Source organism: Thalassovita taeanensis (assembly GCF_900110775.1).
Lineage (GTDB): Bacteria > Pseudomonadota > Alphaproteobacteria > Rhodobacterales > Rhodobacteraceae > Litorimicrobium > Litorimicrobium taeanense.
The window spans coordinates 1-25,361 of sequence record NZ_FOEP01000020.1; the positions used below are offsets into that span (position 1 = coordinate 1).

A 25,361-nucleotide genomic window follows, 5' to 3' on the forward strand; every position below is an offset into this window, starting at 1 on the left:
GGAAAAACCCGCTGCCCGATCGTCGACACCTGGTGGCAGACTGAAACCGGCGGTCATATGCTGACCCCGCTGCCCGGCGCGATCCCGACCAAGCCCGGCTCGGCCACCAAGCCGTTCTTCGGCGTGCAGCCTGTGCTGCTGGACGCCACCACCGGGGCCGAGATCACCGAGGTCGAGGCCGAGGGCGTGCTGGCGATCAAGGACAGCTGGCCGGGGCAGATGCGCACGCTCTGGGGCGATCACGAGCGTTTCGAGCAGGCCTATTTCAGCGACTTCAAGGGCTATTACTTCACCGGTGACGGCTGTCGCCGCGATGCCGATGGCTACTACTGGATCACCGGTCGGGTCGATGACGTTATTAACGTCTCGGGCCACCGGATGGGCACGGCCGAGGTCGAATCCGCGCTCGTGGCCCACGCCAAAGTGGCCGAGGCCGCGGTGGTCGGCTATCCGCATGACCTGAAGGGTCAGGGGATCTACTGCTATGTGACGCTGATGAACGGGATCGCCCCCTCCGACGCCCTGCGCAAAGAGCTTGAGCTTTGGGTCCGCACCGAGATCGGCCCGATCGCCAAGCCTGACCTGATCCAATGGGCCCCCGGCCTGCCGAAAACCCGCTCCGGCAAGATCATGCGCCGCATCCTGCGCAAAATCGCTGAAAACGACTACGCGGCACTCGGAGACACTTCAACACTCGCAGATCCAACCGTCGTCAACGACCTGATCCAAAACAGAATGAATAGGGGGTAACCCACGGAACCTTAGGATGAGGACCGCCCGCGCTGGGGCGGTCCTCGCCTATTTTTCCAAAAAACATGCGCACACCCACCGCATAGTTTTTTATGCGAATTGACCGACGTCAAAATACGCCGGGCAAAAACATGCCAAAAAGAAAAATGTGGATGCGAATGGTTCTGTCCGCAACATTGGAGGGATTAAAATGCGCGTCAAACTTATGCTTTTAGCCAGCGCTGGCCTGTTGGCCCTGTCCGGCTGCGATAATATGACCAGTCAAGAACGCATGGTCGTCGGCGGGTTGACCGGCGCCTCGCTGGGGATGATCACAGCGAAAGCGCTGGATGCTGACCGCGACTGGGTGATCATCGGAGCACTGGCCGGGGCTGCGGCTGGAACGGTTGTGGCACAGAATCAGCAAACAAAACAATGCGCGGTGGCATTGGGCGACGGAACATATCGCTTGGTTCGCTGCTGATTTTTCAGCGCTGCCCCGCGCGGAGAAAACAAACCCCGCCTGCATGGCGGGGTTTGTATGAAACTCTATTTCTTCTTCGACTTTTTCTTGGACTTGGTGGCCTTGACCGCTTCGGCCTTCGGTTTGGCCTTCTTAACCTTGGCAGCTTTTACCGTGTCCTTTTTCTTCCGGACTTTCTTGGGCTCATCTTTCTTGGGCTTCGTCTTGTTTTTCGCACCCTTCTTGGATTTCGCTTTTTCGGCCTTCACCTTTTCCACATCCGCAGCCTTGGATTTGCCCTTTTTACCGGCCCCCTTGCCGCTCTCGGCGGTCACCGCGGCCTCATCCATAACCGGTGCAGGTGCCGTTTCCACTACAGGCGGCAGGTCCGGCAAAACTGCGGCGACCTCTCCTGCGGCGGCGATCAATAGCATCGCCCGCGCTGGACCGATCCCAGAAACTTGAACCAAATCCATGGGCCGCGCCCGAGCCAGATCGGTCGGCGTCTTTACCCCAATCGCCGCGAGGTTCTGAGCCGTGGCGCTCCCGATGCCCTTGATTTTCAATAACTCTGCCATGATCTGCGGTATCTCCTTGCCGTTCTATCCCAAAAGGTTTGGACCGCACCTTACACAACATATATCTAATGTATATACATAATGTTGAGTTTGCAGGGAAATTCGGAATAATACTCGCTACTGCGCAGTCCATCCTCCATCAATCGGAATCGCCGTGCCCGTCACGTTGTGAGCCAAAGGAGCGCAAAGCCACAGGGCCAAGGCGCCAACCTCGGATGGGTCCGACATACGCTGAGAGGGTTGTTTTTCCGATACCATATCGGCGATTCCCGCCGCCCGGTCACCGTCAAAGGCCGCCACGCGGGCGTCAATTTGGGGCCCAAGGATGGCGGTTTCGGTCCAGCCGGGACAAATGCAATTGACCGTCACCCCGCCCTTTTCACGCTGTCCGGCGGCCGCATATTCAAGGGCTGCAACCCGTGATAGCCCAACCAACCCGTGCTTGGCTGCCACATAGGGGGCCTTGTCCCTGCTGGCGACCAACCCGTGGACACTGGCAATATTGATCACCCTGCCATACCCGCGCGTAGCCATGCCGGGCATCGCCGCCTGCATTGTGTAAAACGCCGCCGACAGGTTGATTGACAAGATTGCCTCCCATGTCTCGCGCGGCATCTGCGCCAGTGGTGCGGTGTGCTGCACACCCGCGTTGTTCACCAAGATATCCGCCCCGCCCCAGGCCGCGACCGCCTGCATCAGCTCGTCAATCCGATCAGGGTCTCGCAGATCACCGGCAAAGAACTCGGCCTCGGGTGCGCCCAGCGTCTTAAGATGTTTGCAAACCTCGTAGATTTGATGATCGCCCGCGATCCCATGCACCGCGATCCGCGCGCCCGCCTCTGCCAAAGCTTCCGCCACCGCAAGCCCGATCCCCTGAACTGATCCGGTCACCAAAGCTGTTTTTCCACTCAGATCCGCCATCTCACATCTCCTTCAGACGTTTACGCAGGTCGGTTTTAAGGACCTTGCCATAATTGTTCTTCGGCAGTTCCGGCAGCGCGAAATAATCTTTGGGCCGCTTGAACCGTGCGATCTGATCCAAACAATGCCGGTCCAGTGACGCGCGGTCCAGCACCGCCCCCGGACCCAGCACGACAAAGGCCACAACGTCCTCGCCCCACTCGGCATTGTCGCGCCCGACAACGCTGACCTCATGTACATCAGGATGGGTCAAAAGCGCCTCTTCCACCTCGCGCGGATAGATGTTGGTGCCCCCCGAAATGATCATGTCTTTCGAACGGTCCTGCATCGTGACATAGCCGTCCTCATCCATAAACCCGACATCACCGGTCAGCAGCCAGCCATCGACGATGGTCTTCGCGGTCGCCGCTTCGTTCTGCCAATACCCCGACATCACAACATCCGAGCGCACCATGATCTCGCCCGCCTGGCCGCGCGGCACCTCCTGCCCCGCAGCATCACCGATCTTGACTTCGACCGCCGCCTGTGCACGCCCGACCGAGGCCAGCCGGCCCCGCCATCGCGCGTGACTGCGATCCGTCACATCATCGCGCGACAGGGCAGTGATGCCCATCGGCGCCTCGCCCTGACCATAGATCTGCACAAAGATCGGTCCGAAATGATCAACAGCATCAATGATATCCGCCAGATACATCGGCCCCCCAGCATAGACAATCGTGCGCAGCCCCTCGCCAGTTTCCCCTGTTTCCTTGGCCACATGGGTCATCCGCTTGACCATCGTCGGGGCAGCAAACATCTGAATATTGCCGTGATGCCGCGCCAGATCAAAAATCTCGGGCTCGTCAAAACCACCCGACGGCGGGCAGATATGGCGCGCGCCCAGCAACACATGCAGCATGTTGTAAATGCCCGCCCCATGACTCATTGGCGCGGCATACAACACGGCATCCTCGCCCGTTGCCTGATCCACGTCCGCCAGATAGCTGAGTGACATTGTGCATAGCATTCTGTGGGTGATCATCACCCCTTTGGGCCGCCCGGTCGTGCCCGACGTATAAAACAGCCAGCAAAGATCGTCGGCGCGCCGCGCAACTGGCTGTGCCAAGTCACCGGTAAAAATCGCGACGTACTGATCCGAAGCGATATCAACAATCTGCCCATCGGTTTCAGCTTGCTGCAGGGCCTCGGTCAGGCCGGGTGAGGAAAAAATGATCTTGCTGCCCGAATCCTCGATGATCCACGCGGCCTCGCGCCCGTGCAGTTTGGCGTTGATCGGCACAACCACGGCCCCGGCATACCAGATACCGTATTCCGCGATCAGAAAATCCGGGCAATTCTTCATGAAGATCGCCACCCGATCCCCCGGCGCAATGCCCTGCGCGCGCAGCCAGCCCGCCACCTGCAAAGCACGATTGTGGAATGTGCCATAATCTGCAACGCAATCGCGCCCCAGAAACAGTGCTGGACGATCCGGGCCGATATTCGCCTGCCGGGCCAGCCAAAGAGCGATATTCATACTTTCACTGCCTCCAGGATCGAGGCATAGGAGGCCACGCCGGATCCGCCCATATTGAGCACCAACCCCAGATTGGCTCCCGGATGCTGCATTGCCCCCGCCCGCCCCGTGACCTGCCGCGAAATCATGGCATGCATCGAAACGCCAGTGGCGCCGACGGGATGGCCCTTGGCCTTCAGCCCGCCCGACAGGTTCACCGGCAGTGCGCCGCCTGCGTGAACGGTGCCCTCTTCCAGCAGGCGCGCGGCCTGCCCCTTGGGGGCAAGGCCCATCGCCTCATAGATCAAAAGCTCGGCGATCGTGAAGCAATCGTGCACCTCTGCCACATCCAGATCCGCCACACTGATCCCCGCCCGCTCATATGCCAGCCGGATCGCCCGTGTCGGTCCTTCAAAATCCGTCAGCTTGCGGGCCGACATCGGCAACACATCGTTGACCTGCGCCACCGCGCGCATCCGCACGGCTTTCTGCACATCCCCCAGCAGGTCGTCGGCCACCAGAACCACCGCTGCGGCGCCATCGCTGACCAGAGAACAATCCGACATCTTCAGCGGCGCCGCGATCACTGGGTTCTTTTCGCTTTCGACAGCGCAAAATTCGACAGTCAAAGGTTTATGAAGCTGCGCCAATGGGTTATTCATCGCGTTACCATGGTTTTTGGCTGCAATCTGCGCCAATGCCAGCGTCTTATCACCAAATTCTGCGAAATACGCCTGCGCGAATTGCGCAAACACCGCAGGAAAAGACACCCCTGCCTCCTCGGGCTGGTAAGACGCCATGCTCAACGCCCGCGTCACCTCTTCGGTGGGCAGATGGGTCATCTTTTCGACGCCCACCACCAACGCCACCTTGCATTCCCCCGAAAGAATCGCCTGCCGCGCCGCATAGATCGCAGCCGACCCGCTGGCGCAGGCATTTTCCACTCGTGTTGCCGGTTTGAACCGCAACGCCGGATCAATGCCGATCATCATCGACGCGGCGAACCCATCACTGACCATGCCGCTGTTGAAATGCCCCAGCCACATGCCATCGACATCCGCCGCAGCGATCCCCGCGTCTCTCAACGCCTCACGCCCGGCCTCGATGATCAGCGCCTCCAGTGAACGATCCGCCTGGCGCCCGAACTTCGTGTGCCCCCATCCCGAAATATATACCATTGAGCCTCTCCCCTTGCTGCGCGTAACAAAGCAGCATGGCCGTAGCGGATCAATTGGTAGTAATACTCAAGCTCTTTTATTTCGGCGCAAACCAGCGCAATACTGCGCGCCATGGACCTGAGCGATCTTGCCTTTGAATACGCCCCCGTCGGGCTGTGCATATTGGAAAACCGCATCATTCGCGGCTGCAACCGACAATTCGCCCAAATCTTTGACGGCACATCCAGCAGCTTTCGGGATGTGCCGCTGGCGCGGTTCTATGCCTCGATGGAAGACTACAAAAGCATCGGCGCGCGCGGACTGGCCATGATGCGGAAAACCGGCCGCTACAGCGACGAGCGGGTGATGAAGCGAAATTCGGGGCAATTGTTCTGGTGCCGTGTGCGAGGACAGTCCCTGACCCCCCAAAACCCGTTCCTGCGTGGTATCTGGTCGTTTTCCGACCTGTCCGAGGAACGCCCGATGGTCGAACTGACCTCGCGTGAACGCGAGGTCGCGATCCTCACCTGCCGCGGCATGACCAGCAAAGAAATAGGCAAGGATTTGAATCTGTCCTATCGCACGATCGAAGTCTACCGGGCGCGTTTGCTGGAAAAATTTCAGGCGCGCAAACTTCCTGAACTGGTGGCAAAATTGTCGGGAATGCCCTTGTAAGACCGCTGGAATTTTTACCGTGACGTCACTTTACCCGATAATTTCCTTCACACCCCCAATCGACGTCGCAATAGGGTGCTTTCCGCCCCGTCACGGATCGCCTATAAGACAGCCAGACAGGCGCGGGCCACGCCCAAAGCTACGCAACCGACAAACGGTCGAGGATACTATGACAAAGAAAAACCATGACTCTGACGTCGCCTTCATTCAGGCGCTGGCGGAATTGCTGCGCACCAACGATCTGACCGAAGTCGAGGTCATGCGCGAATACGGCGACAGCGACAGCCTGAACGTCCGTGTCAGCCGTGCCCAGCAGGCCGCCCCGCAGGTGGCCACCCAAGTTGTTGCCGCCGCCCCGGCCACCGCCGCCCTGACAGCCGCCCCCGCCGTGGCTGCCGCAGATGACCCCGCCAGTCACCCCGGAGCAGTCACCTCGCCCATGGTCGGCACAGTGTATCTTCAGCCCGAACCCGGCGCGCCCAGCTTTGCCGCCGTCGGCGCTCAGGTCACCGAAGGCGACACCCTTCTGATCATCGAAGCGATGAAGACCATGAACCACATCCCCGCCCCCAAATCCGGCACCGTGAAACGTATCCTGGTCGAAGATGGCGCCGCTGTGGAATATGGCGCGCCCCTGATGATCATCGAATAAGGCGCAGGCAATGTTCGATAAAATCCTAATCGCCAACCGAGGCGAAATTGCGTTGCGCGTGATCCGTGCTTGCCGCGAAATGGGCATCCAGTCGGTCGCGGTGCATTCGACCGCCGACAGCGACGCGATGCATGTACGCATGGCCGATGAGGCCGTTTGCATCGGCCCCCCATCGGGGACCGAGAGCTATCTTTCGATCCCCGCGATCATTTCGGCTTGTGAAATCACAGGCGCGCAGGCGATCCATCCTGGCTATGGCTTTCTTTCGGAAAACGCCAACTTTGTGCAGATCGTCGAAGATCACGGCTTCACCTTTATTGGGCCCACCGCCGAACATATCCGCGTAATGGGCGACAAGATCACGGCCAAAGACACGATGAAAGCCCTTGGCGTGCCCTGTGTGCCCGGCTCGGATGGCGGCGTGCCAACACTTGATGACGCCAAACGCGTCGGCGCGGAGATCGACTATCCGGTCATCATCAAGGCCACTGCTGGTGGCGGCGGGCGCGGAATGAAAGTGGCGAAAACCGCCGCCGACATGGAAAAAGCCTTCATGACCGCACGGGCCGAAAGCAAGGCCGCCTTCGGAAATGACGAGGTATATATCGAGAAATATTTGACCACACCGCGCCATATCGAGATTCAGGTCTTTGGCGATGGCAAGGGTCAGGCCGTGCATCTGGGCGAACGCGACTGCTCGTTGCAGCGCCGCCACCAGAAGGTGTTCGAAGAGGCCCCCGGCCCCTGCATCACCCCGAAAGAGCGTGCGCAGATCGGCAAGGTCTGTGCCGATGCCGTGGCCAAGATCAACTATATCGGTGCCGGCACGGTCGAGTTCCTCTATGAGAATGGCGAGTTCTATTTCATCGAAATGAACACCCGGCTTCAGGTTGAACACCCGGTCACCGAGGCTATTTTCGGCGTAGACCTTGTTCGCGAACAGATCCGTGTTGCCGAAGGCCTGCCGATGTCCTTCACGCAGGACGAGCTGACCATCAATGGCCACGCCATTGAGGTTCGGATCAACGCCGAAAAACTGCCGAACTTCGCGCCCTGCCCTGGCACGATCTCCCAATATCATGCGCCCGGCGGGCTGGGCGTGCGGATGGATTCGGCGCTTTATGATGGCTACAAAATCCCGCCCTACTACGACAGCCTGATCGGCAAGCTGATCGTGCATGGGCGCGACCGGCCGGAGGCACTGGCGCGCCTGAACCGCGCCTTGGGCGAATTGATCGTTGATGGTGTGGATACCACGCTGCCACTCTTCCACGCGCTATTGCAGGAAGACGACATCCATTCCGGCACCTACAATATCCACTGGCTGGAAAAATGGCTGGAAACTCATCTGGCTGGCTGACATCGTGATACCGTGGGCAGCCAGCCTGCCCACGGTACCGCGTCAGACAGGCCCAACTCCCGCCGATGGACAATAGCACAGACCCCATTCTGACCCCTGAATTGCTGCTCAACGCCTATGCGTCGGGCATCTTTCCCATGGCCGAACACCGAGACGACCCCGAACTATTCTGGGTCGATCCGCGCCGCCGCGGTGTATTTCCGCTGGATCGATTCCATATTTCCCGGTCTCTGGCCCGCAGGATGCGAAAAGGCGGGTTCGGCATCAGCATCAACGCTGATTTCAATGGCGTGCTTGAGGGGTGCGCCGATCGCGGCGAAACTTGGATAAATGCAGAAATTTACCGGCTCTACATGCGCTTGCATGCGCTTGGCCATGCCCATTCGCTTGAGGTCCACATGGACGGTTCTCTGGTCGGCGGGGTTTATGGCGTTACGCTCGGGCGCGCGTTTTTTGGCGAAAGCATGTTCTCGCGACGCACGGATGCGTCAAAAATCGCGCTGGCCTATCTGGTTGATCGATTGCGGCTGGCTGGGTTTGTCCTGTTTGACACACAGTTCATCACACCGCATCTCGCCTCTCTTGGGGCAGTGGAAATTCCCCGCGCCACCTATCATCAACAGTTGCACATGGCTCTCTCAGGTCGCGCTGATTTCACCAGACCGCCGGTGCCACGCTCGGCTCAGGACGTCTTGCAGCGGATCACCCAAACATCATAACGTGAATCGTCCAACGCATTTAGCGCAGGCGACGAAGCCATCATCCAGCCCTGAAAGATCGGAATTTGCACGCCCTCTTCATGGATCATCAGATAGGCATAGGCATCGCCCGCTGGGTTGCCCTGCGGATAGCGGCATTCCCCCAGTTCGATCCTAAGCCGACCAAAGGCCGCCCTGCCGCCGGTATCCAGCTCGATATCCGTGGTCTGCGCATTGACCTTGTCCAGCCCACGCAACACTGCGCCACGCCCAACGCTGACCTCCTCGGCCAAGGTCGCCGTTCCTGCCAGCAGAGACAGCAGTAGCGCCGCCGCGCATTTCATTGCGGCGCCGTGTCCGACGAACCGGACACAAACTTCATCAGCAACGAGATCAGAGAGACCGAGCCCTGAGTATCTTCGACCTCATCTCCCGCTGCGAAATTGAACGGTGAACCGCCCGGCACAATCTCAACAAAGTTACCGCCCAGCAGCCCTTCGGAGGAGATGATAACAGCGCTGTCGTCCGGGATTTCAATTCCGTCCTGTACAGAAATAGTCGTGTCAGCCCGGAAGGTTTCAGGGTTCAGCGCGATATCGGTAACAGTGCCAATCTTGACCCCGGCCAAACGCACATCAGTGCCAACCGTAATCCCCTCCAACGAGCGGAACGATGCATTCAGCCCATAACCACCGGATTTGCCTGAGAACCCGGCCAGCTGTCCAGCATAAATGATAAACCCGATCGCCACGGCCAGAACCGCCGCACCGACCAGAACCTCGGTTTTGTTTTCCGACATAATGCCTGCCTTATTCGGGCGACCACGCCTCGTAATCGCTGCGCTCCGCCGGTTGTGCGCGGCGGATTGATCCGGTCGGCGCATAAGCCAGCGCCGATCCGGTCAAGTTGACCTGATGCGGCTTTTCCCAAGGCTTGTGCACCATCGGCTTGTCAGTCGGCGCATCTTTATAGGTGTGATGCAGCCATCCATGCCAATCGGGGCTAACCCGGCTGGCTTCGATCTCGCCATTATAGATAACCCAGCGACGCTTGCCATCTTTGGTGGTGTAGAAGATGTTGCCCTGCTCATCCTCGCCTACTTTGACACCCTTGCGCCAAGTGTAAAGCTGTGTGTTCAGGGTCTGCCCGTCCCACCAAGTGAATGCGCGCAAAATGGTATTCAGAATGCCCATCGGTCTCTCCGCAATGCCTTGCCTTGATATGTACCATATGACGACAAAGGTCCAGTGGCTCTGCGCCATGAAAAAGGCGGGCAACCGCCCGCCTTAATGTATGATATCGTTGTCGAGTTAACCCGCGCTTGCGCCTTCTTTTTTGGCGTCCGAAAAGATCATCAGTGGCGCCGCAGCCGAGGTCGCCGCCTCCTCGTTGACCACAACCTCTTCAACATTGTCCATGCTGGGCAGTTCAAACATCGTGTTCAGCAAAATCTCTTCGAGGATCGAACGCAACCCGCGCGCCCCGGTTTTGCGCTGAATCGCCCGCTTGGCAATGGCGCTCAGTGCATCATCGGTAAAGGTCAGTTGCACGTTTTCCAGTTCGAACAGGCGCTGATACTGCTTGACCAGCGCGTTCTTTGGCTGCGTCAGAATGGTGATCAATGCGTCTTCGTCCAGATCTTCCAGCGTGGCAATCACTGGCAGACGACCGACAAATTCCGGGATCAACCCGAATTTCAACAAATCTTCTGGCTCAAGCGCCTTGAACAGCTCGCCCACGCGGCGCTCGTCCGGGTCTTTGACATCGGCACCAAAGCCCATGGCACTGCCTTTGCCGCGCTGCGCGATGATCCGGTCCAGACCGGCGAAGGCCCCGCCACAGATGAACAGGATATTCGTCGTGTCGACCTGTAGGAACTCCTGCTGCGGATGCTTGCGCCCGCCCTGCGGCGGCACCGAGGCAACAGTGCCCTCCATCAGCTTCAGCAACGCTTGCTGCACACCCTCACCCGATACGTCGCGGGTGATCGAGGGGTTTTCCGACTTGCGCGTGATCTTGTCGACCTCGTCGATATAAACGATGCCGCGCTGCGCGCGCTCCACGTTATATTCCGACGATTGCAGCAACTTGAGGATGATGTTTTCAACATCCTCACCGACGTACCCAGCCTCAGTCAGCGTGGTGGCATCCGCCATCGTGAACGGCACATCCAATATCCGCGCCAGCGTCTGCGCCAGCAGGGTCTTGCCGCAGCCCGTCGGGCCGATCAGCAGGATGTTGGATTTCGACAGTTCGATATCGCCGGATTTCTGCGAATGGTTCAGACGCTTATAATGGTTGTGAACCGCCACGGACAGAACCCGCTTGGCCATCGCCTGACCGATCACATAGTCATCCAGCACATTACAGATATCCTGCGGAGTAGGTACACCCTCGCTGGATTTCAGGCCTGCACTTTTGGTCTCTTCGCGGATGATATCCATGCAAAGCTCGACACATTCGTCGCAGATGAACACAGTCGGGCCGGCAATAAGCTTGCGAACCTCATGCTGGCTTTTGCCGCAGAAGCTGCAGTAAAGTGTGTTCTTGCTGTCGCCGCTGGAATTATTCGCCATTTCGTCCCTTTCAGGCCTCGTCTCGCACTATCTACGGCTTTGCAGCCGCCCCAAGTTCCTTGGGCACACAGCTTAGGGCACGCCCCTCGCCGCCACAATGTCAAAAACGCCCCGCATACGATGACGCAGGGCGTCGTTGGTTATTCGGCCTCTTCGCCGGTTTTGGCACGGCTTTCGACGATCTCGTCGATCAGCCCCCAGTCTTTGGCTTCCTCAGGCGACATGAAGTTGTCGCGCTCAAGGGCGGCCTCAACCTTTTCAAGGGTCTGCCCGGTATGCTTCACGTAAATCTCGTTCAGGCGCGTCTTCAGTTTCTGGGTTTCCTGCGCATGGATCATGATGTCCGTCGCCTGCCCCTGGTACCCGCCTGAAGGCTGGTGCACCATGACGCGGCTGTTGGGCAGCGAAAACCGCATTCCCGCCGCACCGGCCGTCAGCAACAACGACCCCATCGAGGCCGCCTGCCCGATCACCAGGGTCGACACCTTCGGCTTGATATATTGCATTGTGTCGTAAATCGACAGACCGCTGGTGACCACGCCACCGGGGCTGTTGATGTACATGCTGATTTCCTTGGTCGGATTTTCCGCCTCAAGGTGCAGCAGCTGGGCCACGATCAGGCTGGACATCCCATCATGCACCGGACCGGACAAAAAGATGATCCGCTCCTTCAGCAGGCGCGAGAAAATGTCATAGGCCCGCTCCCCGCGGCTGGTTTGTTCAACCACCATCGGAACCAGAGTGTTCATGTAGGTATCAATTGGGTCTGTCATATCCGCCTGCCTGCTGCTGTCTCATGCACCCTTACCAATCAGGTGCTAACGGAGTCTTAGTCGTGCACCCGGAGAGCCGCAAGGGGAGCAGGCCAAATTAGCTGTTTCCGCGAGGAAGGAGGGTGGTTGCAACGATCACAAATACGCGCGGTACATGTGATCGTCAAAAAATGCGGGACAGGGCGGGGCCGGTCGACCCCGCCCCGCCCGCGATCTTGCTTATTGCGAGAACGATTTCAGATATTCCGTGACCGCTTCGATATCCTTGTCCTTCTTCAGACCGGCAAAGGACATTTTGGTCTTGGCGATATAGGACTTGGGTTTGCTAAGGAACTCGGCCAAAGCCTCTTCAGTCCAGACCTGTCCCCCCTCGCCCATCTCGACGATGGTTTTGGAGTATTTGAAGCCCTCTTCGCCGCCCAAAGTCCGACCAATCAGATGATTCAGCTGTGGGCCCACCTTGTTCGCAGCACCTTCGCCAACCTGATGGCACGCTTTGCACTTCTTGAACACCTTCTTGCCTGCGTCCACCAACTCCGGATCAAGTGCAACGACTACAGGTTCTGCTACAACTGGTTCCGCAGCAACAGGTTCTGCCGCAGCTTCTTCCTCAGCCGCTGGCGCCATTTCGGCCGCAGCCTCGTCGCCCGCGACATCCGGCGTCACGTCCAAAACGGCCGCCCGCATTGTGACCTTCACCTCTGCCTTGCAATTTTCCATGCACGGCGCCTGCGAGAACTGCGGATATTCGGTCTCAGCACGATCATCTATGATGAACCCATCGGCGTTGGGCATTTCCACATCCAGAAACGTCTCTTTCGACAGCACGAAATCGTCGTCCACCATATCGTTGGAATACAGAATATACGCCACGATCGCATAGACCTCGTCCGGGGTCAGTGTCTGAGCATTGCCGAACGGCATCGACCGGTTGATATAGTCCCACGTCGTCGACAGATACGGCCAATACGACCCCACCGTTTTCAGCGGATCGTCGCGGTCTAGTGTGCCCATGCCCCCGGCCAGCTTCGGCCAGTTGTCGACACCTTCGGCGAACTCACCGTGGCACATGGCGCAGTTATCGGAAAAGATCGTCTCGCCGTCCTCGACGGATCCCGTTCCTTCAGGCAAACCAAGCCCGTCAGGGCGCACATCATGGTTCCACGCGGCAACTTCCTCGGGCAGTGCAGCCCGTCCCAGCCCCAGCTTTTCCGCCAGAACCGGGCTTGCGACCAATGCGGCCAAAGCCGTGGTGATCACTAGTTTACGATACTTCGACATTCTCTGCCTCCCCGTTCGGTTTCACCCACCAGGTCTGGATACAATTGTTGTGATAGATCGAGTTCAGCCCGCGTACTTCGCGCAGCTGCGTCTTCGTGGGCTGCACATAGCCAGTGCTGTCCTTGGCGCGGCTTTGCAGGAACATCTCCGAGCCGTCCCAGTCATGATCCAGATAGAACCGGGTCAGAGCCATGTCCTGACCGGGGGCAGCCAGCCGCGCCTCTTTCCAGTTCTTGCCGCCATCGATCGACACATCGACGCCAGTGATCGCGCCACGGCCCGACCACGCCAAGCCAGTGATGACCAGCGGCCCCTTGCCATGAGTGATCGGCATCTGCGGGCTGGGGCTGGTGACGACGGATTTCGCATCCATCACCCAAGTCCATTTGCGGCTAGTGCCATCTTCCAGCGTGTCAGTGTACTTGCTGGTCTCTTCGCGGCTTTCCCAAGGCGCATCACCCACTTCGATGCGGCGCAGCCACTTGACCCACATGTTACCTTCCCAGCCGGGCACGCACAAACGCACCGGATAGCCATGCTCCATGCGCAGCGCCTCGCCATTGGCCTTGAAGGCGACAAGGCAGTCGTCCATCGCTTTTTCCAGCGGGATCGAGCGCGCGTTTGACGAAGCATCTGCGCCTTCGACCATCACCCACTTGCCCTCGGGCTTAACGCCCGCCTCTTCCAGCAGAGTGCGCAGAGTGACACCGGTATATTCCATGTTGTGGATCATACCATGTGTGAACTGCGACCCGTTCAGCTGTGCGCCCGCCCATTCCATGCCGGTGTTGGCGGCGCATTCCAGGAAATAGGTGCGGGTGACGCGCGGGAAGCGTTCCAGGTCAGCATAGGTGAAAACCAGCTCCCGATCGACCAAGCCATTAATCATCAAGCGGAAGTCTTCCTTGCGCAGCTCAATCGCCCCCGAATGGTGACGCTCAAACGCGCAGCCTTGCGGTGTGATCGTGCCATCCAATGCATGGATCGGCGTGAAGTTGATCGAGCTGATCGTATCAGCCGTCAGCCATTCCACATTGCGCCGCACCACATCCGATTCAAACTGAATCGGCAGACCGTACGGCGTGGCATCCACGCCCTCGCCAGTGGCCTGCGCCCATTCTTGTTTCTCGGTAATCAACGGGTCGGGACCGGCGGCACTGGCCGCGGTGGCTCCGGCAATCGCGCCACCCGACGCCAATGCCCCTTGCAGGAACGCGCGCCGCGACGGGGGTTTGCCTTTGAAGCGGACTGTCATCTGTCTTTGCCTCCTATTAGATAATCAAATTCGTTTTTATGAATTTGATGCGGACTGTAAAGCGTAAATTGGCATTTAGGGCTTAAGCCCCCACCACCGTGACGCTGTTATTGGGGGCAACTGTGACAGTGCCCTGCTTGCGAATGTGATTTTCGACCACATCCCAAATCTGTGGGCCCTCGGTGCCCTCGTTGACGCTCGCCCAACCGGCCACGACATAGCTCTTGGCCGGGTCGATCCGTTCGCCGGTCTTCAGCAGGGTCATCTCGCTGATCCGCTCGCCCTGCGGCTTATTGATGTCGATCCGGTATCCCATGCCGCCAATCCGCACCATGTCGCCGCCTTGTTGATAATAAGGGTCGGAGTTGAACAGGTTGTCGGCAACATCTTCCAGAATGACGTTGATGAATTCCCCAGTCATTTCAGACCGATACGCCTGGCCATAGGTCATGCTGGTGACGTTCCAAATATCTTCGCGCGTGATATCCTGCCCCGGCAGAATGCTCGGGCCCCAGCGCACACCGGGCGACATCGCAATATCCGCCTCACGTTCGCTCAGAAGCGCATCGCAAATCAGATCGTCCCAAGTGCCGTTGAAGTTGCCGCGACGATACAGCAGGCTGTCGGTCTGGCCGATCACCTCGCTCATCGCGTCCTCATACGGCGCGCGCTGCGCGTCGATCACCGCAGCCACTTCTTTGTCGCTCTCGATCACGTCACTGAAAATCGGGATCAGCTTGTGGCGGAAGCCCATCATCCGGCCATCGCGCACATCCAGATCGATCCGCGATACGAATTTCCCGTTCGATCCCGACGCGATGATGATGGTTTCACCAACCAGAACCGGCTCGGGCAGCGCGTCATGCGTGTGCCCGGACAGAATCACATCAAGCCCCTTCACCCGGCTCGCCATCTTCTTGTCGACGTCGAAACCGTTATGGCTCAACAGCACGACCAGCTCGGCGCCCTCGGCCTTCACCTCGTCCACAACCTCCTGCATCCGCTCATCACGAATACCAAAGCTGTATTCCGGGAACATCCAACGCGGGTTGGCGATGGGCATATAGGGAAACGCCTGCCCGATGACGGCGATTTTCACACCGCCCCGCTCGAACATCTTGTAGGGCGCGAAATCTTCGGCCGGCTCATCCCACTCAGCGTCGAAAATATTCGCCCCTAGCGCTGCAAACGGCAGATCCTGCACCAATTCGCGCACCCGGTCACCGCCCAGCGTGAATTCCCAGTGGAACGTCATCGCATCCGGCTTCAGCACGTTCATCACGTTGACCATGTCCTGGCCCTCGGTGTGATAGCAGGTGTACGACCCGTGCCACGTATCGCCGCCATCCAGCAGCAGCGCATCGGGGCGCGCAGCGCGGATCGAATTGATCACAGTGGCCACGCGGTCCAGCCCGCCAACCTTGCCATAACCCTGCGCCAGAGATGTAAAATCATTATAGCTCAGCGCATAAGCCGAGGCGCTGCCATCTTCGATCCCGTACATCTTGCGGAAATCGGCGCCGGTCACATGCGGCACCTGCCCTTTCGCACTGCCGACCCCCAGATTGATCTCCGGTTCGCGAAAATAAATCGGTTTCAGCTGAGCGTGAATATCGGTGACGTGGATCAGGCTGACATTGCCGAACGTATCAAAGTCCAACAGCTGATCCTGGGTCAGCTTCTGCTGCGCCGCCAAACGGGCCCAGTTGCCAAATCCAGATGCGCCCAGCATCGCGGATGCGGCCATACTTACCTGTAAAAAATCGCGGCGAGAGATCATGGCTCTAAACTCCGAGCAGTTAAAGTGGTCACATGCCCCTCGCGATGATCGCCAGAGGTCAGGCCATTTTGGCCTTAGTTTTCAAAATGTTGCGATCGTTTCGAGGGTGTGGGGCAGCAGCGCCGCCCCACAACATTCGCTTAGTTCCGCACCGAAGGCGCGGCGACCGACAGGCCATTGCCGCGGCTGGCAACGTACAGTTCCAGCGCTACAAACTCGGGGCTACCGGGTTTATAGGTCTCTGCCCGCGTATCGCGCACACAGCCCTTGAACCGTGCGTGAACCGAGTTCAACTTGGCATTCTTCAGACGGTACGCCGGAAAGCCGTTGGTCTGGCCTTGGCTCAGGTGGTCGGCGCGGATCATGTTGCCATAGTTCTGCTCGTGGCAGTTGGCGCAGGACAGATCCAGCTGACCGGTGCGGGCATAGTACAGTTCTTTACCCTGCTCCCAAGTCGCCTGCACGGGGCCGTCGATCGCAACGTTGACCGGCATCCCACGCGATTGCAGCGAAATCAGCGCGACCATGTCGGTGATATCCCCACCGTCATATTTCCACGCCTTGGCCCCCATACGATTTTCGCGGCAGTCGTTGATCTGCGCCTCCATCGTGCGAACCTGCTGCGCCGCGTCATTCCACTTGGGATAAACCGCGCGAACGCCCTTCATGCTCTGCTCAACACCGTCGTGGCACGAAGCGCAGGATTTGCCCTCGGACCCGTCAACAGTGTTCCAGACCTCGGCCGCAGCCTCGACCGCCAGCATGCCGGGGTTGTCGAAGTCATCCATCTCCAAAGCCTGAGTTTCGTCAGCCCGGAAATGCCAGCCCGACATGACCTCGTCCAGCGCGCCGTCCAGATGGGCGGGGGCCGGGGCCTTGGTCACAAGCTCGGTCTCGCCATTGACGATCAGAACATCATCGTCCGCATCCGCAGCCGCAAATGTCGGAACCGACAAAAGCAGCGCAGCGATTGCAGTCATTGGCTTGAAATTCATCTAGCTTCCTCCCTATAGCGACCCTGCTCCACAAGGGAACAGGGCGCCTTTTTTTGATATCCTTAGCCGACCTTGACCGACTTGGTTTCTTCGTAGACCGAGCCATCATCGTCGTACCAGGTGAACTTCAGATCGCCTGTTTCCGGGATCGTGGCTTCGAACTCGAAATACGGGTTGGTCGAGATCGCCGACTCCATCGTCACATCGATAACGCTCTTGCCGTTGAACTCGCAGGTAAAGCGATTGATGATCGACCGCGGGATCTTATTGCCCGCCTTGTCCTTACGCTGACCCGATTCCATCTGGTGGCTGATCAGGGTCTTGAGAACGACCACCTCACCGGCAGCTGCCGATTTGGGGGCTTTGACGCGGGGTTTTACACCTTCTGCCATGATATTAACTCCTGTGAACCTGAATTAGCCGCCGCAGCCGCCGATGGTAACCTTGACGGTCGAACTGGCTTTGGCAAAGCTGCCGTCGGCCATTTTGGCGATTGCCACAACGTCCTGCGTGCCCGCCAACCGGATTCGGGTCGAGGCAGAGTGCGCCCCGGCCAATTCGCCGAAGTTGAAGGTCGCCACGCCCGGTGTCGGGTTGCCGGTTGCCAGAACCATGATGGCCGAGGCGCCCTCTGCTGCCACCGAAATCGGAACAGTGTTCCCATTCTCGGCAATCTCGGGCGCGGTCAGCGTGACGCCGCCCTCTGCAATGTCCGCACCGCCGGTAAACGCAGCGATGGCATCATCCGTTGCCGCATGTGCCCGGAAAGGCAGCATGGTCAGCGCCATCGCCCCCAGCCCAAGCGCCAGCGTATCGCGTCTTGAGAATTCCATATTCATCTCCTTACTCTTCCGCCGCCTGTCACTCTTTCAGAGTGCCCAGGAAAGCGATCACATCTTCAATTTGCTGGGCCGACAGAAGCGGATCCAGCGGGCCATCAGCAGCCTTGCCGGTATAGGCATTGCCGGGGCGGGTGAACCCGTCGACCTTATAATAGGCAGGCATAACCGTGCCATCATAGGTCAGTTTGGCATTGCTCAGAATCCCGCGCAGCTCTGCGGCGGTCCAGCGATCGGCCACGCCATCCAGCATCGGACCGACATTGCCCTGAAAAGGAACATCGGCCAGGGCGGAAATCGAATGACATGCGACGCAGTTGCCCAATTGCTTGGACCCCATGATCTTGGCCCCCTCCTCGGGGTTACCGGCCATGCCGCTCAGGGATTGCTCGACGGCGCCGTCTTCAGTGAAGACCACGTCAGCGGGCGCGACCGGATTGGCAAATGCCGCCCCGGCAGCCAGCGTTGCCGCCAGTGTCAGTGTTGAAAGCCTCATGTTTCCTCCCATGGCTACCAGTTTTTTTGCTGTGTTAGCTTAGTATACCGTAGTTCACCGCACCACCGGATTGCAACAACAAATTCATGAACGTGAATTTACCGGCGGATCGCAGCCCTGACCAGATATCAAGTCAGTATAACAACTAAATTACTCGGACAGCGTCCTTGCCAGATATTTTTGGAAAGGTTCGTCCCCTTCATAGGCTTTTTCGTTCACCCAACGCATCATGGCAAGGGTTGTCCCCTTTCCGAACGCGCCCGGTATAACGGAGACAGCAGCCTGTGCTGCAGTCTGCCCCTCTGCAACCTCTTGTGGAAAATACATCATGGTTGGCGTGAACAGCAGACCCCATTTGCGCACCATGTCCTTTTCCGGCAGGCTTTCGCCATCGAAGTCGGTCACCTCGATATCGCCAAACATATTCAACTGCACGAAAAAGAAATTCTCGGTGATATACGAATCGATCTCCGGCAGCGGGAACACTTCTTCATGCATCTTCTTGCAATAAATACAGCCACGCTGCTCGACGATGATCGCCAGCCGCTTGCCTTCGGCATTGGCCTCGGCCAGATCCTCGCGCAGATCTTTGAACGTATCGCGCATCCAAGCCGCCTTGTGCAGCCCATCATCGCCCATTTCCGACGCTGAAACCGGCAGGGCCAGCCCAACCGCCATCAGCGCCCCGATCAGAAAATGTTTCATTTTTCCCTCCCTCATTTCCTCAGCCAACAGACTGAAAGCCGGGGAACCAGCGAATCATTGCATCTGCAATCAGATTAACCGCGTTGGTTGCGATCAATATGGCAAAAATGATTAGCATTACCCCCATCACCTTTTCGACATAGCCCAGATATTTGCGGTTCCGCTGCATCCACTTCAGGAACGGCTTGGCAAACAGGGCCGCGACAATGAACGGTGCCGTCATCGACAAACCGTAAACCAGCAGCAACAACCCGCCACGCCAGATATCGCCCATCCCGCTGGCCACCATCAGGATCGAGGCCAACGCCGGCCCCACGCACGGCGTCCAGCCAAACCCAAACGCCAGCCCCATCACATAGGCCCCCAGCACGGTGGTCGGCTCGGCTTTGCTTTCGATCTTGGCCTCGCGGTACAACAACGGTATCCGCAAAACCCCCAGAAAATGCAGGCCGAACAGTAACAGAACAGCCGCCGCGACATAGCTCAGCGGCTGCTTCCATTGCGCGAATGCCTGCCCCAGCGCCGTCGCCCCCATGCCCAGCATCACAAAAATGCTGCTGACCCCAAGCGCAAAAAACACCGCAGAAATCACCAGCCGCCGCTGCGCGCCCGGCGCGATCGCCCCATCCTCGCGCAGCTCGGACATTGAAATCCCGGCCATATAGCACAGGTAAAACGGGACCATCGGCAGAATGCAGGGCGTAAAGAAGCTCAGAAGCCCCGCCAGCGCCGCCCCCGCATAGGAAATATCAAGCATTGGTGCGACTCCTTGATCAATTTACATATTCAATTTATGTTGTGGGACAAGCTGCCGTCAATCGGGTGTTTCATGGTTCTGCGTTCTTATGTCCTTGGTTTTGTAACTCTGCTGTGTCTGTCCCTCCCGGCACAAGCAGTCGAACTGATCATGGTCGAGCGTCAGGGATGCATCTATTGCATCCAGTGGAAAACCAAGATCGGGCCGATCTATCCCAAGACCGACGCCGGCAAATATGCCCCCCTTCGGATGATCGACATCGCCGACGCCCCGCCCGAGGGCGTGACCTTCGTGCGCAAAATCAATTTCACCCCCACCTTCGTTCTGATCGAAGACGGTCAGGAAATCGGCCGGATCGAGGGCTACCCCGGCGAAGATTTCTTCTGGGGCCTGCTCGAGATGATGCTCAGCGCAAAAACCGACTTTCCCGGCGCCAGCTGACGCCGATTGCGCCGCAGTGCGGCGTTTAGCTGGACGGAACCGAAAAAATGGGGCAAAACGCCCGGATGACACAGAAAACAGCCTGAGAGGGGTCTGGCATGGCTTTGCCGGTGCTTTCAAATACCATCTCCGAACAGGAAATGGACAAGATCGTGGACAATGCCACAATCGCATCCAACTTCCTCAAGGCAGTCAGCCACGAAGGTCGGCTGATGATCCTGTGCCACCTCGTGACCGGTGAAAAATCCGTCACCGAACTCGAAGACTTGCTGTCGGCCCGACAAGCCGCCGTGTCACAACAATTGTCGCGCCTGCGCCTCGAAGGACTGGTCATTCCCCGGCGTGAGGGCAAGGCGATCTATTATCGTTTGGCCGATGACCGCCCCCGACGTATACTCGAATTGGTCTATGACCTGTTCTGCGCCACTCCTGTGGGCTGACCCCGTCACAGACCGCGTCAGTTGAGGGGAGGCTCCGGGCGATGCTTGAATATCTGAGCGATGAAATGCGCGTGGCGCTGGTCGGCCTGTTCGGCGGCGTGCTGCTGGGGCTTGCCGCACGGCTGGGCCGCTTCTGCACCATGGGCGCGATCGAGGATCTGCTTTACGGCGGCTCTGACCGGCGGATGCGGATGTGGGCGCTGGCCATTGGCGTGGCCGTGCTGGGCAGCTTCGGCCTCTCGGCCATGGGCCTTCTGCACACCGAAAGCTCCTATTACCTGTCCATCCGCTGGATGCCAATGGCATCAATTCTGGGCGGGCTGATGTTCGGCTATGGCATGGCCCTGTCGGGGAACTGCGGCTACGGCTCGATCGCCCGACTAGGCGGCGGCGACATGCGCGCCTTTGTGATCGTGCTGGTGATGGGCGTGTCAGCCTATGTGGTGCTGTCGGGCCCATTGGCCCACCTGCGCGTAACACTTTTCCCGCAACAGGATGTGATCAACGACCTGCCCCCCGGCTTGGCGCACTTGCTGTCCTCATGGACCGGCCTGCCGCTCTCGGGCATTGGCATGGTGATCGGCGCCGCAATCATTGCCGCCGCCCTGACCTCCCGCGGGTTCCTCACCGACGGAAAATCGCTGTTCTGGTCGGTTGTGGTTGGCATTGCCATCACCTCTGGCTGGGTCGGCAGCACCTGGGTCGCCAGCACCGGCTTCAGCGACGTGCCCGTAGTCTCGCACAGCTTTTCCGCACCGGTCGGTGAAACTCTGCTCTGGGCGATGACAGCCTCGGCGCGCGCGCCATCCTTCGCCGTGGGGTCAGTCCTCGGTGTGGTCCTCGGCGCCTTCATCGGCTCACTGATGAAGGGCCACTTCCGCTGGGAGGCCTGCGAAGACCCACGCGAACTACGCCGCCAAATCACCGGGGCCGCGCTGATGGGCGCGGGCGCCGTGCTGGCACTGGGCTGCACCGTCGGTCAAGGCCTTTCGGCCTTCTCTGTGCTGGCCTTTTCGGCCCCAGTCACCTTTCTGGCGATCTTCGCAGGCGCTGCAATTGGCCTGCGACAGCTGATCGAAGGCTTCCAACCGGCCGAGTAACCCGCGCCGCGCAATCCCACAAATAGCAAGCGCTGGACGTGTTCCTCGTGAACAAGCTCAGGTTTCTTTCTGACTCAAATACTCCCGCCGGAGGCGTCCCGCACCCGCCAGCAGCGCACCGGTGACGACGACGGCGGCCACGCAGACAGAAAAAAGGGAGGGCCAAAGCCCCTTACCGGATGTGTTAAAGATCAGGATCTTTGGCTGGTGTAACAGCCTTCGTGGTGTCGGGCTTACGCGCCAGCGTTCCCCTGAAATTTTCTCGTCTGCCACAATGATGCCACCGTTGTCACTGACTGTTGAGAGCGCTCACTTATGAAAAAGGAGAAGTGTCGATGGGTAAAGGTCAAGGTAATGGCGGAGGATGGCCCTCTCAGACAGGAAACCCTTCGGGCGGCGGTCGTTCGAATGGCTCCTCCGGAGGAGGGAAGGGCAAATAAGAATGCAGCGAGGACGCTGCAAAAAACATCAGCGTTTGCATCGCCTCTGGGAGACCGCCAAAATCGCCGCTCCAACAGGGCGGCGATTTCTAGTTCAGAGTATACGAACCTCAATAACGCCCGCATGAGCGAGCTATATCGCACACCTGAAGTGGCATTCCGCCTGATGGTCGACACATCCGGCGAGGGGCTTGGCCAAAGCCCTCCCCCTCACCATCTCATAGAACCGACACCTACATATTCTGCTGAGTGTATTTCTTCAGCTCAGCCCGCGCGACCTGACGCCGGTGCACTGCATCCGGTCCGTCGGCCAGACGCAGCGTGCGTACATGGGTCCATTTCCCTGCCAGCGGCGTGTCCTGACTGATACCCATCGCGCCGAACATCTGCGCGGCCTCGTCAATCACCTTCAGAGCCACACGCGGAGCCACAACCTTGATCTGACTGATCCAGGGCGCCGCAGCACGGGCATCCCCCTGATCCATATACCAAGCCGCCTTGAGACACAGCAGGCGCGCCTGCTCGATCTCCATCCGGCATTCAGCGATGATGTCATAATTCGCCCCCAGCTGCGCCAGTGGCTTGCCGAAAGCTTCCCGCTCCAGAGAGCGTTTGCACATCAGCTCCAAGGCTGATTCCGCCTGACCAATCGCCCGCATGCAGTGATGGATGCGGCCCGGCCCAAGGCGGCCCTGGCTGATTTCGAAACCACGCCCCTCGCCCAGCAACAGGTTTTCGCGCGGCACGCGCACATTGGTGAACCGCAAATGCATATGACCATGCGGAGCATCGTCATCGCCATAAACCTGCATCGGGCGCAGGATCTCGATCCCTTCGGTTCCGGCCGGAACCACGATCTGGCTGTGGCGACGGTGTTTCGGCTGATCCTCTCCGCCGGTCCGCACCATGACGATATAGACCTTGCACCGCGGGTCCCCCGCCCCCGACGCCCACCATTTTTCTCCATTCAGAACATAGTCGTCGCCATCAAGCACACAGGACATCGAGATATTGGTCGCATCCGAGCTGGCCACATCCGGCTCTGTCATCAGATAGGCCGAGCGAATGCTCCCCTCCAACAGCGGCGCCAGCCAGTCTGCCTTCATTTTTTCAGTGCCATACCGCTCGAATACCTCCATGTTTCCGGTGTCTGGCGCAGAACAGTTGAACACTTCGGCGCCCAGCGGGGTCTTGCCCATCTCTTCGGCAAAATAGGCATATTCGACCGTGCTCAGACCAAAGCCCTTGTCGCTGTCGGTCAGCCAGAAATTCCACAGCCCCTCCGCCTTGGCCCGCGCCTTCAGCCCTTCAAGGATCTCGGCCTGCCGCGCGGTATATTGCCAGCGGTCTTCCTTGGGGATCTCGGCGTGATATTCATCCGCCAAAGGCGCAATTTCGTCTCGGATCATCTCCGCAACCCGCGCCAGAAGCGCCCGGTTCGCCTCCTTCATTCCAAAATCCATCTCTCTCCCCTTCATTCCTCATTGCGAAATATCGTTCCGCGCGGATAACACCACGCAGGTTTGCCAAAGGAAAGCATCATTATCCGAAAAACCATGATCCCCCAACCGCACAGGCACAGAAACTGTCTGACCTCAGCGCCAGCAGCGCGCTCCGCGACAGGTATCAAAGCGCATCGCGCAATCCGCACCAAATCATGCAGGCCAGTGCTGCCAAAAAGCCCGACAAAACGAAGGTCCGCGCTTCATTGATCACATGCGCATAGCTTCATCCGCAGAGGATTGCCCGACCCGCGCATTTTCAAGCCCAATACCTCTTGCACCCGGCCGCAGCTTTGGGTAAACGACCGCTCACGGGTGATTAGCTCAGTTGGTAGAGCGCTTCGTTTACACCGAAGATGTCGGGAGTTCGAGCCTCTCATCACCCACCATCCCCTCTTCGAAATTCAAGACCCCGCAAGCCATCAAGGCCGTGTGCGCTTTGCGTCCAGAAATTCGATAGAAACCGAAACCCGCTTTCAGAACAGACCCAGACGGCTTGAATTCACTATACAAAAATGGGCGCTGTACCAAATACTGGCGCGCCCGTTTTCGTTTAAGAATTTGATCTTAAATGGAAATGATGGTGGGTGATAAGGGATTTGAACCCCTGACATCTTCGATGTGAACGAAGCGCTCTACCACTGAGCTAATCACCCGGTGGGCGGCTTTTAGACTCACTCGGCGGCGTCTGCAAGGGGGTCTGTCGGTTCTGCAAGCGGCTCTGTCGGCGCTTTAACCGCAGCATCGTTCCGGCGCAGCTTGCAGGTAATCACTTTGGCATTGCTCAGTTGCTTGATCCGGTTGATCTTGATCTTGCCCAGCGGCGGCAAATTCATCTCGCGACTGTCCGCAAGCGCTTCGCCAAGAATCTGAAGCATCGCTTCGATCGCGGGCTTTGCGTCTTTTTTCTTCACGCCTGCGCGTTCCACGACCAGCTCGATCAACTCGCGCTTTTTCATCTCCATCCCCAGCACAACCGGGATGTCATTATTGACCACAACCGGTTCAGGCGCTTCCACAGCGGGTGCCGTTGCACGTGGCTTGCGCGCAGGCGTCTTGCGGGTTGTGGTTCGGGTTGATGTGGTTGCCGGTGTCGTTGCGCGTGCCATGGTGCCTGCTGCCCTCGATTGATTATTGTTGACCCACTTATAGCGCAGCACGGGGTGTAAATCCACTAATCGACTACAGACAATCCGGCCAAAGCCGCCAGATGCGTCAATTTTATCTACATATGGTCGAAATGCCAGCGGCGC

At 58.6% G+C, this 25,361-nt stretch carries 29 protein-coding genes and 2 tRNA genes; 10 read left to right on the top strand and 21 right to left on the bottom strand.

Annotated elements, in window-relative coordinates; translation table 11 throughout:
• Nucleotides 1-750 (top strand): AMP-binding enzyme (locus tag BSF79_RS18150; protein ID WP_139246491.1); only part of this gene is annotated, 750 nt, incomplete at its 5' end.
• 190 nt (nucleotides 751-940) lie between these two features.
• Nucleotides 941-1,213 carry a glycine zipper 2TM domain-containing protein gene (locus tag BSF79_RS18155; protein ID WP_090271252.1) on the top strand — a complete coding sequence of 91 codons (273 nt, stop codon included), beginning with the start codon at nucleotides 941-943 and terminating at the stop codon, nucleotides 1,211-1,213.
• A gap of 65 nt (nucleotides 1,214-1,278) precedes the next feature.
• On the opposite strand, the gene BSF79_RS18160 is transcribed toward BSF79_RS18155, so the two are convergent.
• The 4 genes from BSF79_RS18160 to BSF79_RS18175 form a co-directional block, all read right to left on the bottom strand.
• The gene (locus tag BSF79_RS18160) at nucleotides 1,279-1,770 is read right to left on the bottom strand and encodes a helix-hairpin-helix domain-containing protein (protein ID WP_090271253.1); all 492 of its coding nucleotides are present in this window, start codon (nucleotides 1,768-1,770) and stop codon (nucleotides 1,279-1,281) included.
• Nucleotides 1,771-1,887: 117 nt separating this feature from the next.
• On the bottom strand, nucleotides 1,888-2,691 hold the full coding sequence (locus BSF79_RS18165; protein WP_090271254.1) for a 3-hydroxybutyrate dehydrogenase: 804 nt from the start codon (nucleotides 2,689-2,691) through the stop codon (nucleotides 1,888-1,890).
• 1 nt (nucleotide 2,692) lies between these two features.
• On the bottom strand, nucleotides 2,693-4,207 hold the full coding sequence (locus BSF79_RS18170; protein ID WP_090271255.1) for a class I adenylate-forming enzyme family protein: 1,515 nt from the start codon (nucleotides 4,205-4,207) through the stop codon (nucleotides 2,693-2,695).
• Nucleotides 4,204-5,364 (bottom strand): acetyl-CoA acetyltransferase, encoded by a 1,161-nt coding sequence (locus tag BSF79_RS18175; RefSeq protein ID WP_090271256.1) that lies wholly within the window; start codon nucleotides 5,362-5,364, stop codon nucleotides 4,204-4,206. Before BSF79_RS18175 ends, BSF79_RS18170 begins: the two co-directional genes overlap by 4 nt.
• Before the next feature lie 117 nt (nucleotides 5,365-5,481).
• On the opposite strand from BSF79_RS18175, the gene BSF79_RS18180 reads away from it, so the two are divergent.
• The 4 genes from BSF79_RS18180 (at nucleotide 5,482) to aat (ending at nucleotide 8,749) form a co-directional block, all read left to right on the top strand.
• The gene (locus BSF79_RS18180; RefSeq protein WP_090271296.1) at nucleotides 5,482-6,018 is read left to right on the top strand and encodes a LuxR C-terminal-related transcriptional regulator; all 537 of its coding nucleotides are present in this window, start codon (nucleotides 5,482-5,484) and stop codon (nucleotides 6,016-6,018) included.
• A 169-nt stretch (nucleotides 6,019-6,187) separates the two neighbouring features.
• The gene (locus BSF79_RS18185; RefSeq protein ID WP_090271257.1) at nucleotides 6,188-6,670 is read left to right on the top strand and encodes an acetyl-CoA carboxylase biotin carboxyl carrier protein; all 483 of its coding nucleotides are present in this window, start codon (nucleotides 6,188-6,190) and stop codon (nucleotides 6,668-6,670) included.
• Nucleotides 6,671-6,680: 10 nt separating this feature from the next.
• Entirely contained in the window at nucleotides 6,681-8,030 is a 1,350-nt protein-coding gene (accC, locus tag BSF79_RS18190) for an acetyl-CoA carboxylase biotin carboxylase subunit (RefSeq protein ID WP_090271258.1), read from the top strand.
• A gap of 65 nt (nucleotides 8,031-8,095) precedes the next feature.
• Nucleotides 8,096-8,749 (top strand): leucyl/phenylalanyl-tRNA--protein transferase, encoded by a 654-nt coding sequence (gene aat, locus BSF79_RS18195; protein ID WP_090271259.1) that lies wholly within the window; start codon nucleotides 8,096-8,098, stop codon nucleotides 8,747-8,749.
• On the opposite strand, the gene BSF79_RS18200 is transcribed toward aat, so the two are convergent.
• From BSF79_RS18200 to BSF79_RS18265, 14 genes are all read right to left on the bottom strand, one after another.
• On the bottom strand, nucleotides 8,713-9,072 hold the full coding sequence (locus BSF79_RS18200; protein WP_090271260.1) for a DUF2155 domain-containing protein: 360 nt from the start codon (nucleotides 9,070-9,072) through the stop codon (nucleotides 8,713-8,715). The two genes, aat and BSF79_RS18200, sit on opposite strands and share 37 nt — an antisense overlap.
• Nucleotides 9,069-9,527 (bottom strand): outer membrane lipid asymmetry maintenance protein MlaD, encoded by a 459-nt coding sequence (mlaD, locus tag BSF79_RS18205; protein WP_090271261.1) that lies wholly within the window; start codon nucleotides 9,525-9,527, stop codon nucleotides 9,069-9,071. The genes BSF79_RS18200 and mlaD overlap by 4 nt, the downstream gene beginning before the upstream one ends.
• 10 nt (nucleotides 9,528-9,537) lie before the next feature.
• Nucleotides 9,538-9,921 carry an NADH:ubiquinone oxidoreductase subunit NDUFA12 gene (locus BSF79_RS18210; RefSeq protein ID WP_090271262.1) on the bottom strand — a complete coding sequence of 128 codons (384 nt, stop codon included), beginning with the start codon at nucleotides 9,919-9,921 and terminating at the stop codon, nucleotides 9,538-9,540.
• Between the two features lie 117 nt (nucleotides 9,922-10,038).
• Nucleotides 10,039-11,304 (bottom strand): ATP-dependent Clp protease ATP-binding subunit ClpX, encoded by a 1,266-nt coding sequence (gene clpX, locus BSF79_RS18215; RefSeq protein WP_090271263.1) that lies wholly within the window; start codon nucleotides 11,302-11,304, stop codon nucleotides 10,039-10,041.
• A 140-nt stretch (nucleotides 11,305-11,444) separates the two neighbouring features.
• Nucleotides 11,445-12,077, bottom strand: coding sequence for an ATP-dependent Clp protease proteolytic subunit (locus tag BSF79_RS18220; RefSeq protein ID WP_090271264.1), 633 nt, complete (start codon nucleotides 12,075-12,077; stop codon nucleotides 11,445-11,447).
• Nucleotides 12,078-12,296: 219 nt separating this feature from the next.
• Entirely contained in the window at nucleotides 12,297-13,358 is a 1,062-nt protein-coding gene (locus tag BSF79_RS18225; protein ID WP_090271265.1) for a c-type cytochrome, read from the bottom strand.
• Nucleotides 13,342-14,613 (bottom strand): sulfite dehydrogenase, encoded by a 1,272-nt coding sequence (soxC, locus tag BSF79_RS18230; RefSeq protein WP_090271266.1) that lies wholly within the window; start codon nucleotides 14,611-14,613, stop codon nucleotides 13,342-13,344. The genes BSF79_RS18225 and soxC overlap by 17 nt, the downstream gene beginning before the upstream one ends.
• Nucleotides 14,614-14,695: 82 nt before the next feature.
• Entirely contained in the window at nucleotides 14,696-16,393 is a 1,698-nt protein-coding gene (gene soxB, locus BSF79_RS18235; protein ID WP_090271267.1) for a thiosulfohydrolase SoxB, read from the bottom strand.
• Nucleotides 16,394-16,533: 140 nt separating this feature from the next.
• On the bottom strand, nucleotides 16,534-17,388 hold the full coding sequence (gene soxA, locus BSF79_RS18240) for a sulfur oxidation c-type cytochrome SoxA (RefSeq protein WP_090271268.1): 855 nt from the start codon (nucleotides 17,386-17,388) through the stop codon (nucleotides 16,534-16,536).
• Nucleotides 17,389-17,450: 62 nt separating this feature from the next.
• Complete coding sequence (gene soxZ / locus BSF79_RS18245; RefSeq protein ID WP_090271269.1) at nucleotides 17,451-17,780, bottom strand: thiosulfate oxidation carrier complex protein SoxZ; 330 nt, start codon at nucleotides 17,778-17,780, stop codon at nucleotides 17,451-17,453.
• A gap of 24 nt (nucleotides 17,781-17,804) precedes the next feature.
• A complete protein-coding gene (soxY, locus tag BSF79_RS18250) occupies nucleotides 17,805-18,221 on the bottom strand; it encodes a thiosulfate oxidation carrier protein SoxY (RefSeq protein ID WP_090271297.1) in 417 nt (138 codons plus the stop codon).
• A gap of 28 nt (nucleotides 18,222-18,249) precedes the next feature.
• Entirely contained in the window at nucleotides 18,250-18,723 is a 474-nt protein-coding gene (gene soxX, locus BSF79_RS18255) for a sulfur oxidation c-type cytochrome SoxX (protein ID WP_090271270.1), read from the bottom strand.
• A gap of 150 nt (nucleotides 18,724-18,873) precedes the next feature.
• Nucleotides 18,874-19,428 carry a thioredoxin family protein gene (locus BSF79_RS18260; protein WP_090271271.1) on the bottom strand — a complete coding sequence of 185 codons (555 nt, stop codon included), beginning with the start codon at nucleotides 19,426-19,428 and terminating at the stop codon, nucleotides 18,874-18,876.
• 19 nt (nucleotides 19,429-19,447) lie between these two features.
• Nucleotides 19,448-20,185, bottom strand: a complete 738-nt coding sequence (locus tag BSF79_RS18265) for a cytochrome c biogenesis CcdA family protein (protein ID WP_090271272.1) — start codon at nucleotides 20,183-20,185, stop codon at nucleotides 19,448-19,450.
• 72 nt (nucleotides 20,186-20,257) lie between these two features.
• Here BSF79_RS18265 and BSF79_RS18270 point away from each other — a divergent pair, with 72 nt between their 5' ends.
• From BSF79_RS18270 to BSF79_RS18280, 3 genes are all read left to right on the top strand, one after another.
• Nucleotides 20,258-20,626, top strand: a complete 369-nt coding sequence (locus BSF79_RS18270; protein ID WP_090271298.1) for a thioredoxin domain-containing protein — start codon at nucleotides 20,258-20,260, stop codon at nucleotides 20,624-20,626.
• A gap of 98 nt (nucleotides 20,627-20,724) precedes the next feature.
• A complete protein-coding gene (locus BSF79_RS18275; protein WP_090271273.1) occupies nucleotides 20,725-21,066 on the top strand; it encodes an ArsR/SmtB family transcription factor in 342 nt (113 codons plus the stop codon).
• 41 nt (nucleotides 21,067-21,107) lie between these two features.
• Entirely contained in the window at nucleotides 21,108-22,166 is a 1,059-nt protein-coding gene (locus BSF79_RS18280; protein ID WP_090271274.1) for a YeeE/YedE family protein, read from the top strand.
• A gap of 673 nt (nucleotides 22,167-22,839) precedes the next feature.
• Here the strand turns inward: BSF79_RS18280 and BSF79_RS18285 are convergent.
• Entirely contained in the window at nucleotides 22,840-24,069 is a 1,230-nt protein-coding gene (locus tag BSF79_RS18285; protein WP_245776451.1) for an acyl-CoA dehydrogenase family protein, read from the bottom strand.
• A gap of 352 nt (nucleotides 24,070-24,421) precedes the next feature.
• On the opposite strand from BSF79_RS18285, the gene BSF79_RS18290 reads away from it, so the two are divergent.
• Nucleotides 24,422-24,497: transfer RNA gene (locus BSF79_RS18290), tRNA-Val, on the top strand.
• A 192-nt stretch (nucleotides 24,498-24,689) separates the two neighbouring features.
• On the opposite strand, the gene BSF79_RS18295 is transcribed toward BSF79_RS18290, so the two are convergent.
• Nucleotides 24,690-24,764 (bottom strand) — tRNA-Val (locus BSF79_RS18295).
• 18 nt (nucleotides 24,765-24,782) lie between these two features.
• Nucleotides 24,783-25,217 (bottom strand): HU family DNA-binding protein, encoded by a 435-nt coding sequence (locus BSF79_RS18300; protein ID WP_090271276.1) that lies wholly within the window; start codon nucleotides 25,215-25,217, stop codon nucleotides 24,783-24,785.
• Between the last annotated feature and the right edge of the window lie 144 nt (nucleotides 25,218-25,361).

Coding starts and splice junctions, on each gene's coding strand:
- BSF79_RS18155 (WP_090271252.1), top strand. CDS start 941: ATGCGCGTCAAACTTATGCTTTTAGCCAGCGCTGGCCTGTTGGCCCTG.
- BSF79_RS18160 (WP_090271253.1), bottom strand. CDS start 1,770: ATGGCAGAGTTATTGAAAATCAAGGGCATCGGGAGCGCCACGGCTCAG.
- BSF79_RS18165 (WP_090271254.1), bottom strand. CDS start 2,691: ATGGCGGATCTGAGTGGAAAAACAGCTTTGGTGACCGGATCAGTTCAG.
- BSF79_RS18170 (WP_090271255.1), bottom strand. CDS start 4,207: ATGAATATCGCTCTTTGGCTGGCCCGGCAGGCGAATATCGGCCCGGAT.
- BSF79_RS18175 (WP_090271256.1), bottom strand. CDS start 5,364: ATGGTATATATTTCGGGATGGGGGCACACGAAGTTCGGGCGCCAGGCG.
- BSF79_RS18185 (WP_090271257.1), top strand. CDS start 6,188: ATGACAAAGAAAAACCATGACTCTGACGTCGCCTTCATTCAGGCGCTG.
- accC (WP_090271258.1), top strand. CDS start 6,681: ATGTTCGATAAAATCCTAATCGCCAACCGAGGCGAAATTGCGTTGCGC.
- aat (WP_090271259.1), top strand. CDS start 8,096: ATGGACAATAGCACAGACCCCATTCTGACCCCTGAATTGCTGCTCAAC.
- BSF79_RS18200 (WP_090271260.1), bottom strand. CDS start 9,072: ATGAAATGCGCGGCGGCGCTACTGCTGTCTCTGCTGGCAGGAACGGCG.
- mlaD (WP_090271261.1), bottom strand. CDS start 9,527: ATGTCGGAAAACAAAACCGAGGTTCTGGTCGGTGCGGCGGTTCTGGCC.
- BSF79_RS18210 (WP_090271262.1), bottom strand. CDS start 9,921: ATGGGCATTCTGAATACCATTTTGCGCGCATTCACTTGGTGGGACGGG.
- clpX (WP_090271263.1), bottom strand. CDS start 11,304: ATGGCGAATAATTCCAGCGGCGACAGCAAGAACACACTTTACTGCAGC.
- BSF79_RS18220 (WP_090271264.1), bottom strand. CDS start 12,077: ATGACAGACCCAATTGATACCTACATGAACACTCTGGTTCCGATGGTG.
- BSF79_RS18225 (WP_090271265.1), bottom strand. CDS start 13,358: ATGTCGAAGTATCGTAAACTAGTGATCACCACGGCTTTGGCCGCATTG.
- soxC (WP_090271266.1), bottom strand. CDS start 14,613: ATGACAGTCCGCTTCAAAGGCAAACCCCCGTCGCGGCGCGCGTTCCTG.
- soxB (WP_090271267.1), bottom strand. CDS start 16,393: ATGATCTCTCGCCGCGATTTTTTACAGGTAAGTATGGCCGCATCCGCG.
- soxA (WP_090271268.1), bottom strand. CDS start 17,388: ATGAATTTCAAGCCAATGACTGCAATCGCTGCGCTGCTTTTGTCGGTT.
- soxZ (WP_090271269.1), bottom strand. CDS start 17,780: ATGGCAGAAGGTGTAAAACCCCGCGTCAAAGCCCCCAAATCGGCAGCT.
- soxY (WP_090271297.1), bottom strand. CDS start 18,221: ATGGAATTCTCAAGACGCGATACGCTGGCGCTTGGGCTGGGGGCGATG.
- soxX (WP_090271270.1), bottom strand. CDS start 18,723: ATGAGGCTTTCAACACTGACACTGGCGGCAACGCTGGCTGCCGGGGCG.
- BSF79_RS18260 (WP_090271271.1), bottom strand. CDS start 19,428: ATGAAACATTTTCTGATCGGGGCGCTGATGGCGGTTGGGCTGGCCCTG.
- BSF79_RS18265 (WP_090271272.1), bottom strand. CDS start 20,185: ATGCTTGATATTTCCTATGCGGGGGCGGCGCTGGCGGGGCTTCTGAGC.
- BSF79_RS18270 (WP_090271298.1), top strand. CDS start 20,258: ATGGTTCTGCGTTCTTATGTCCTTGGTTTTGTAACTCTGCTGTGTCTG.
- BSF79_RS18275 (WP_090271273.1), top strand. CDS start 20,725: ATGGCTTTGCCGGTGCTTTCAAATACCATCTCCGAACAGGAAATGGAC.
- BSF79_RS18280 (WP_090271274.1), top strand. CDS start 21,108: ATGCTTGAATATCTGAGCGATGAAATGCGCGTGGCGCTGGTCGGCCTG.
- BSF79_RS18285 (WP_245776451.1), bottom strand. CDS start 24,069: ATGGATTTTGGAATGAAGGAGGCGAACCGGGCGCTTCTGGCGCGGGTT.
- BSF79_RS18300 (WP_090271276.1), bottom strand. CDS start 25,217: ATGGCACGCGCAACGACACCGGCAACCACATCAACCCGAACCACAACC.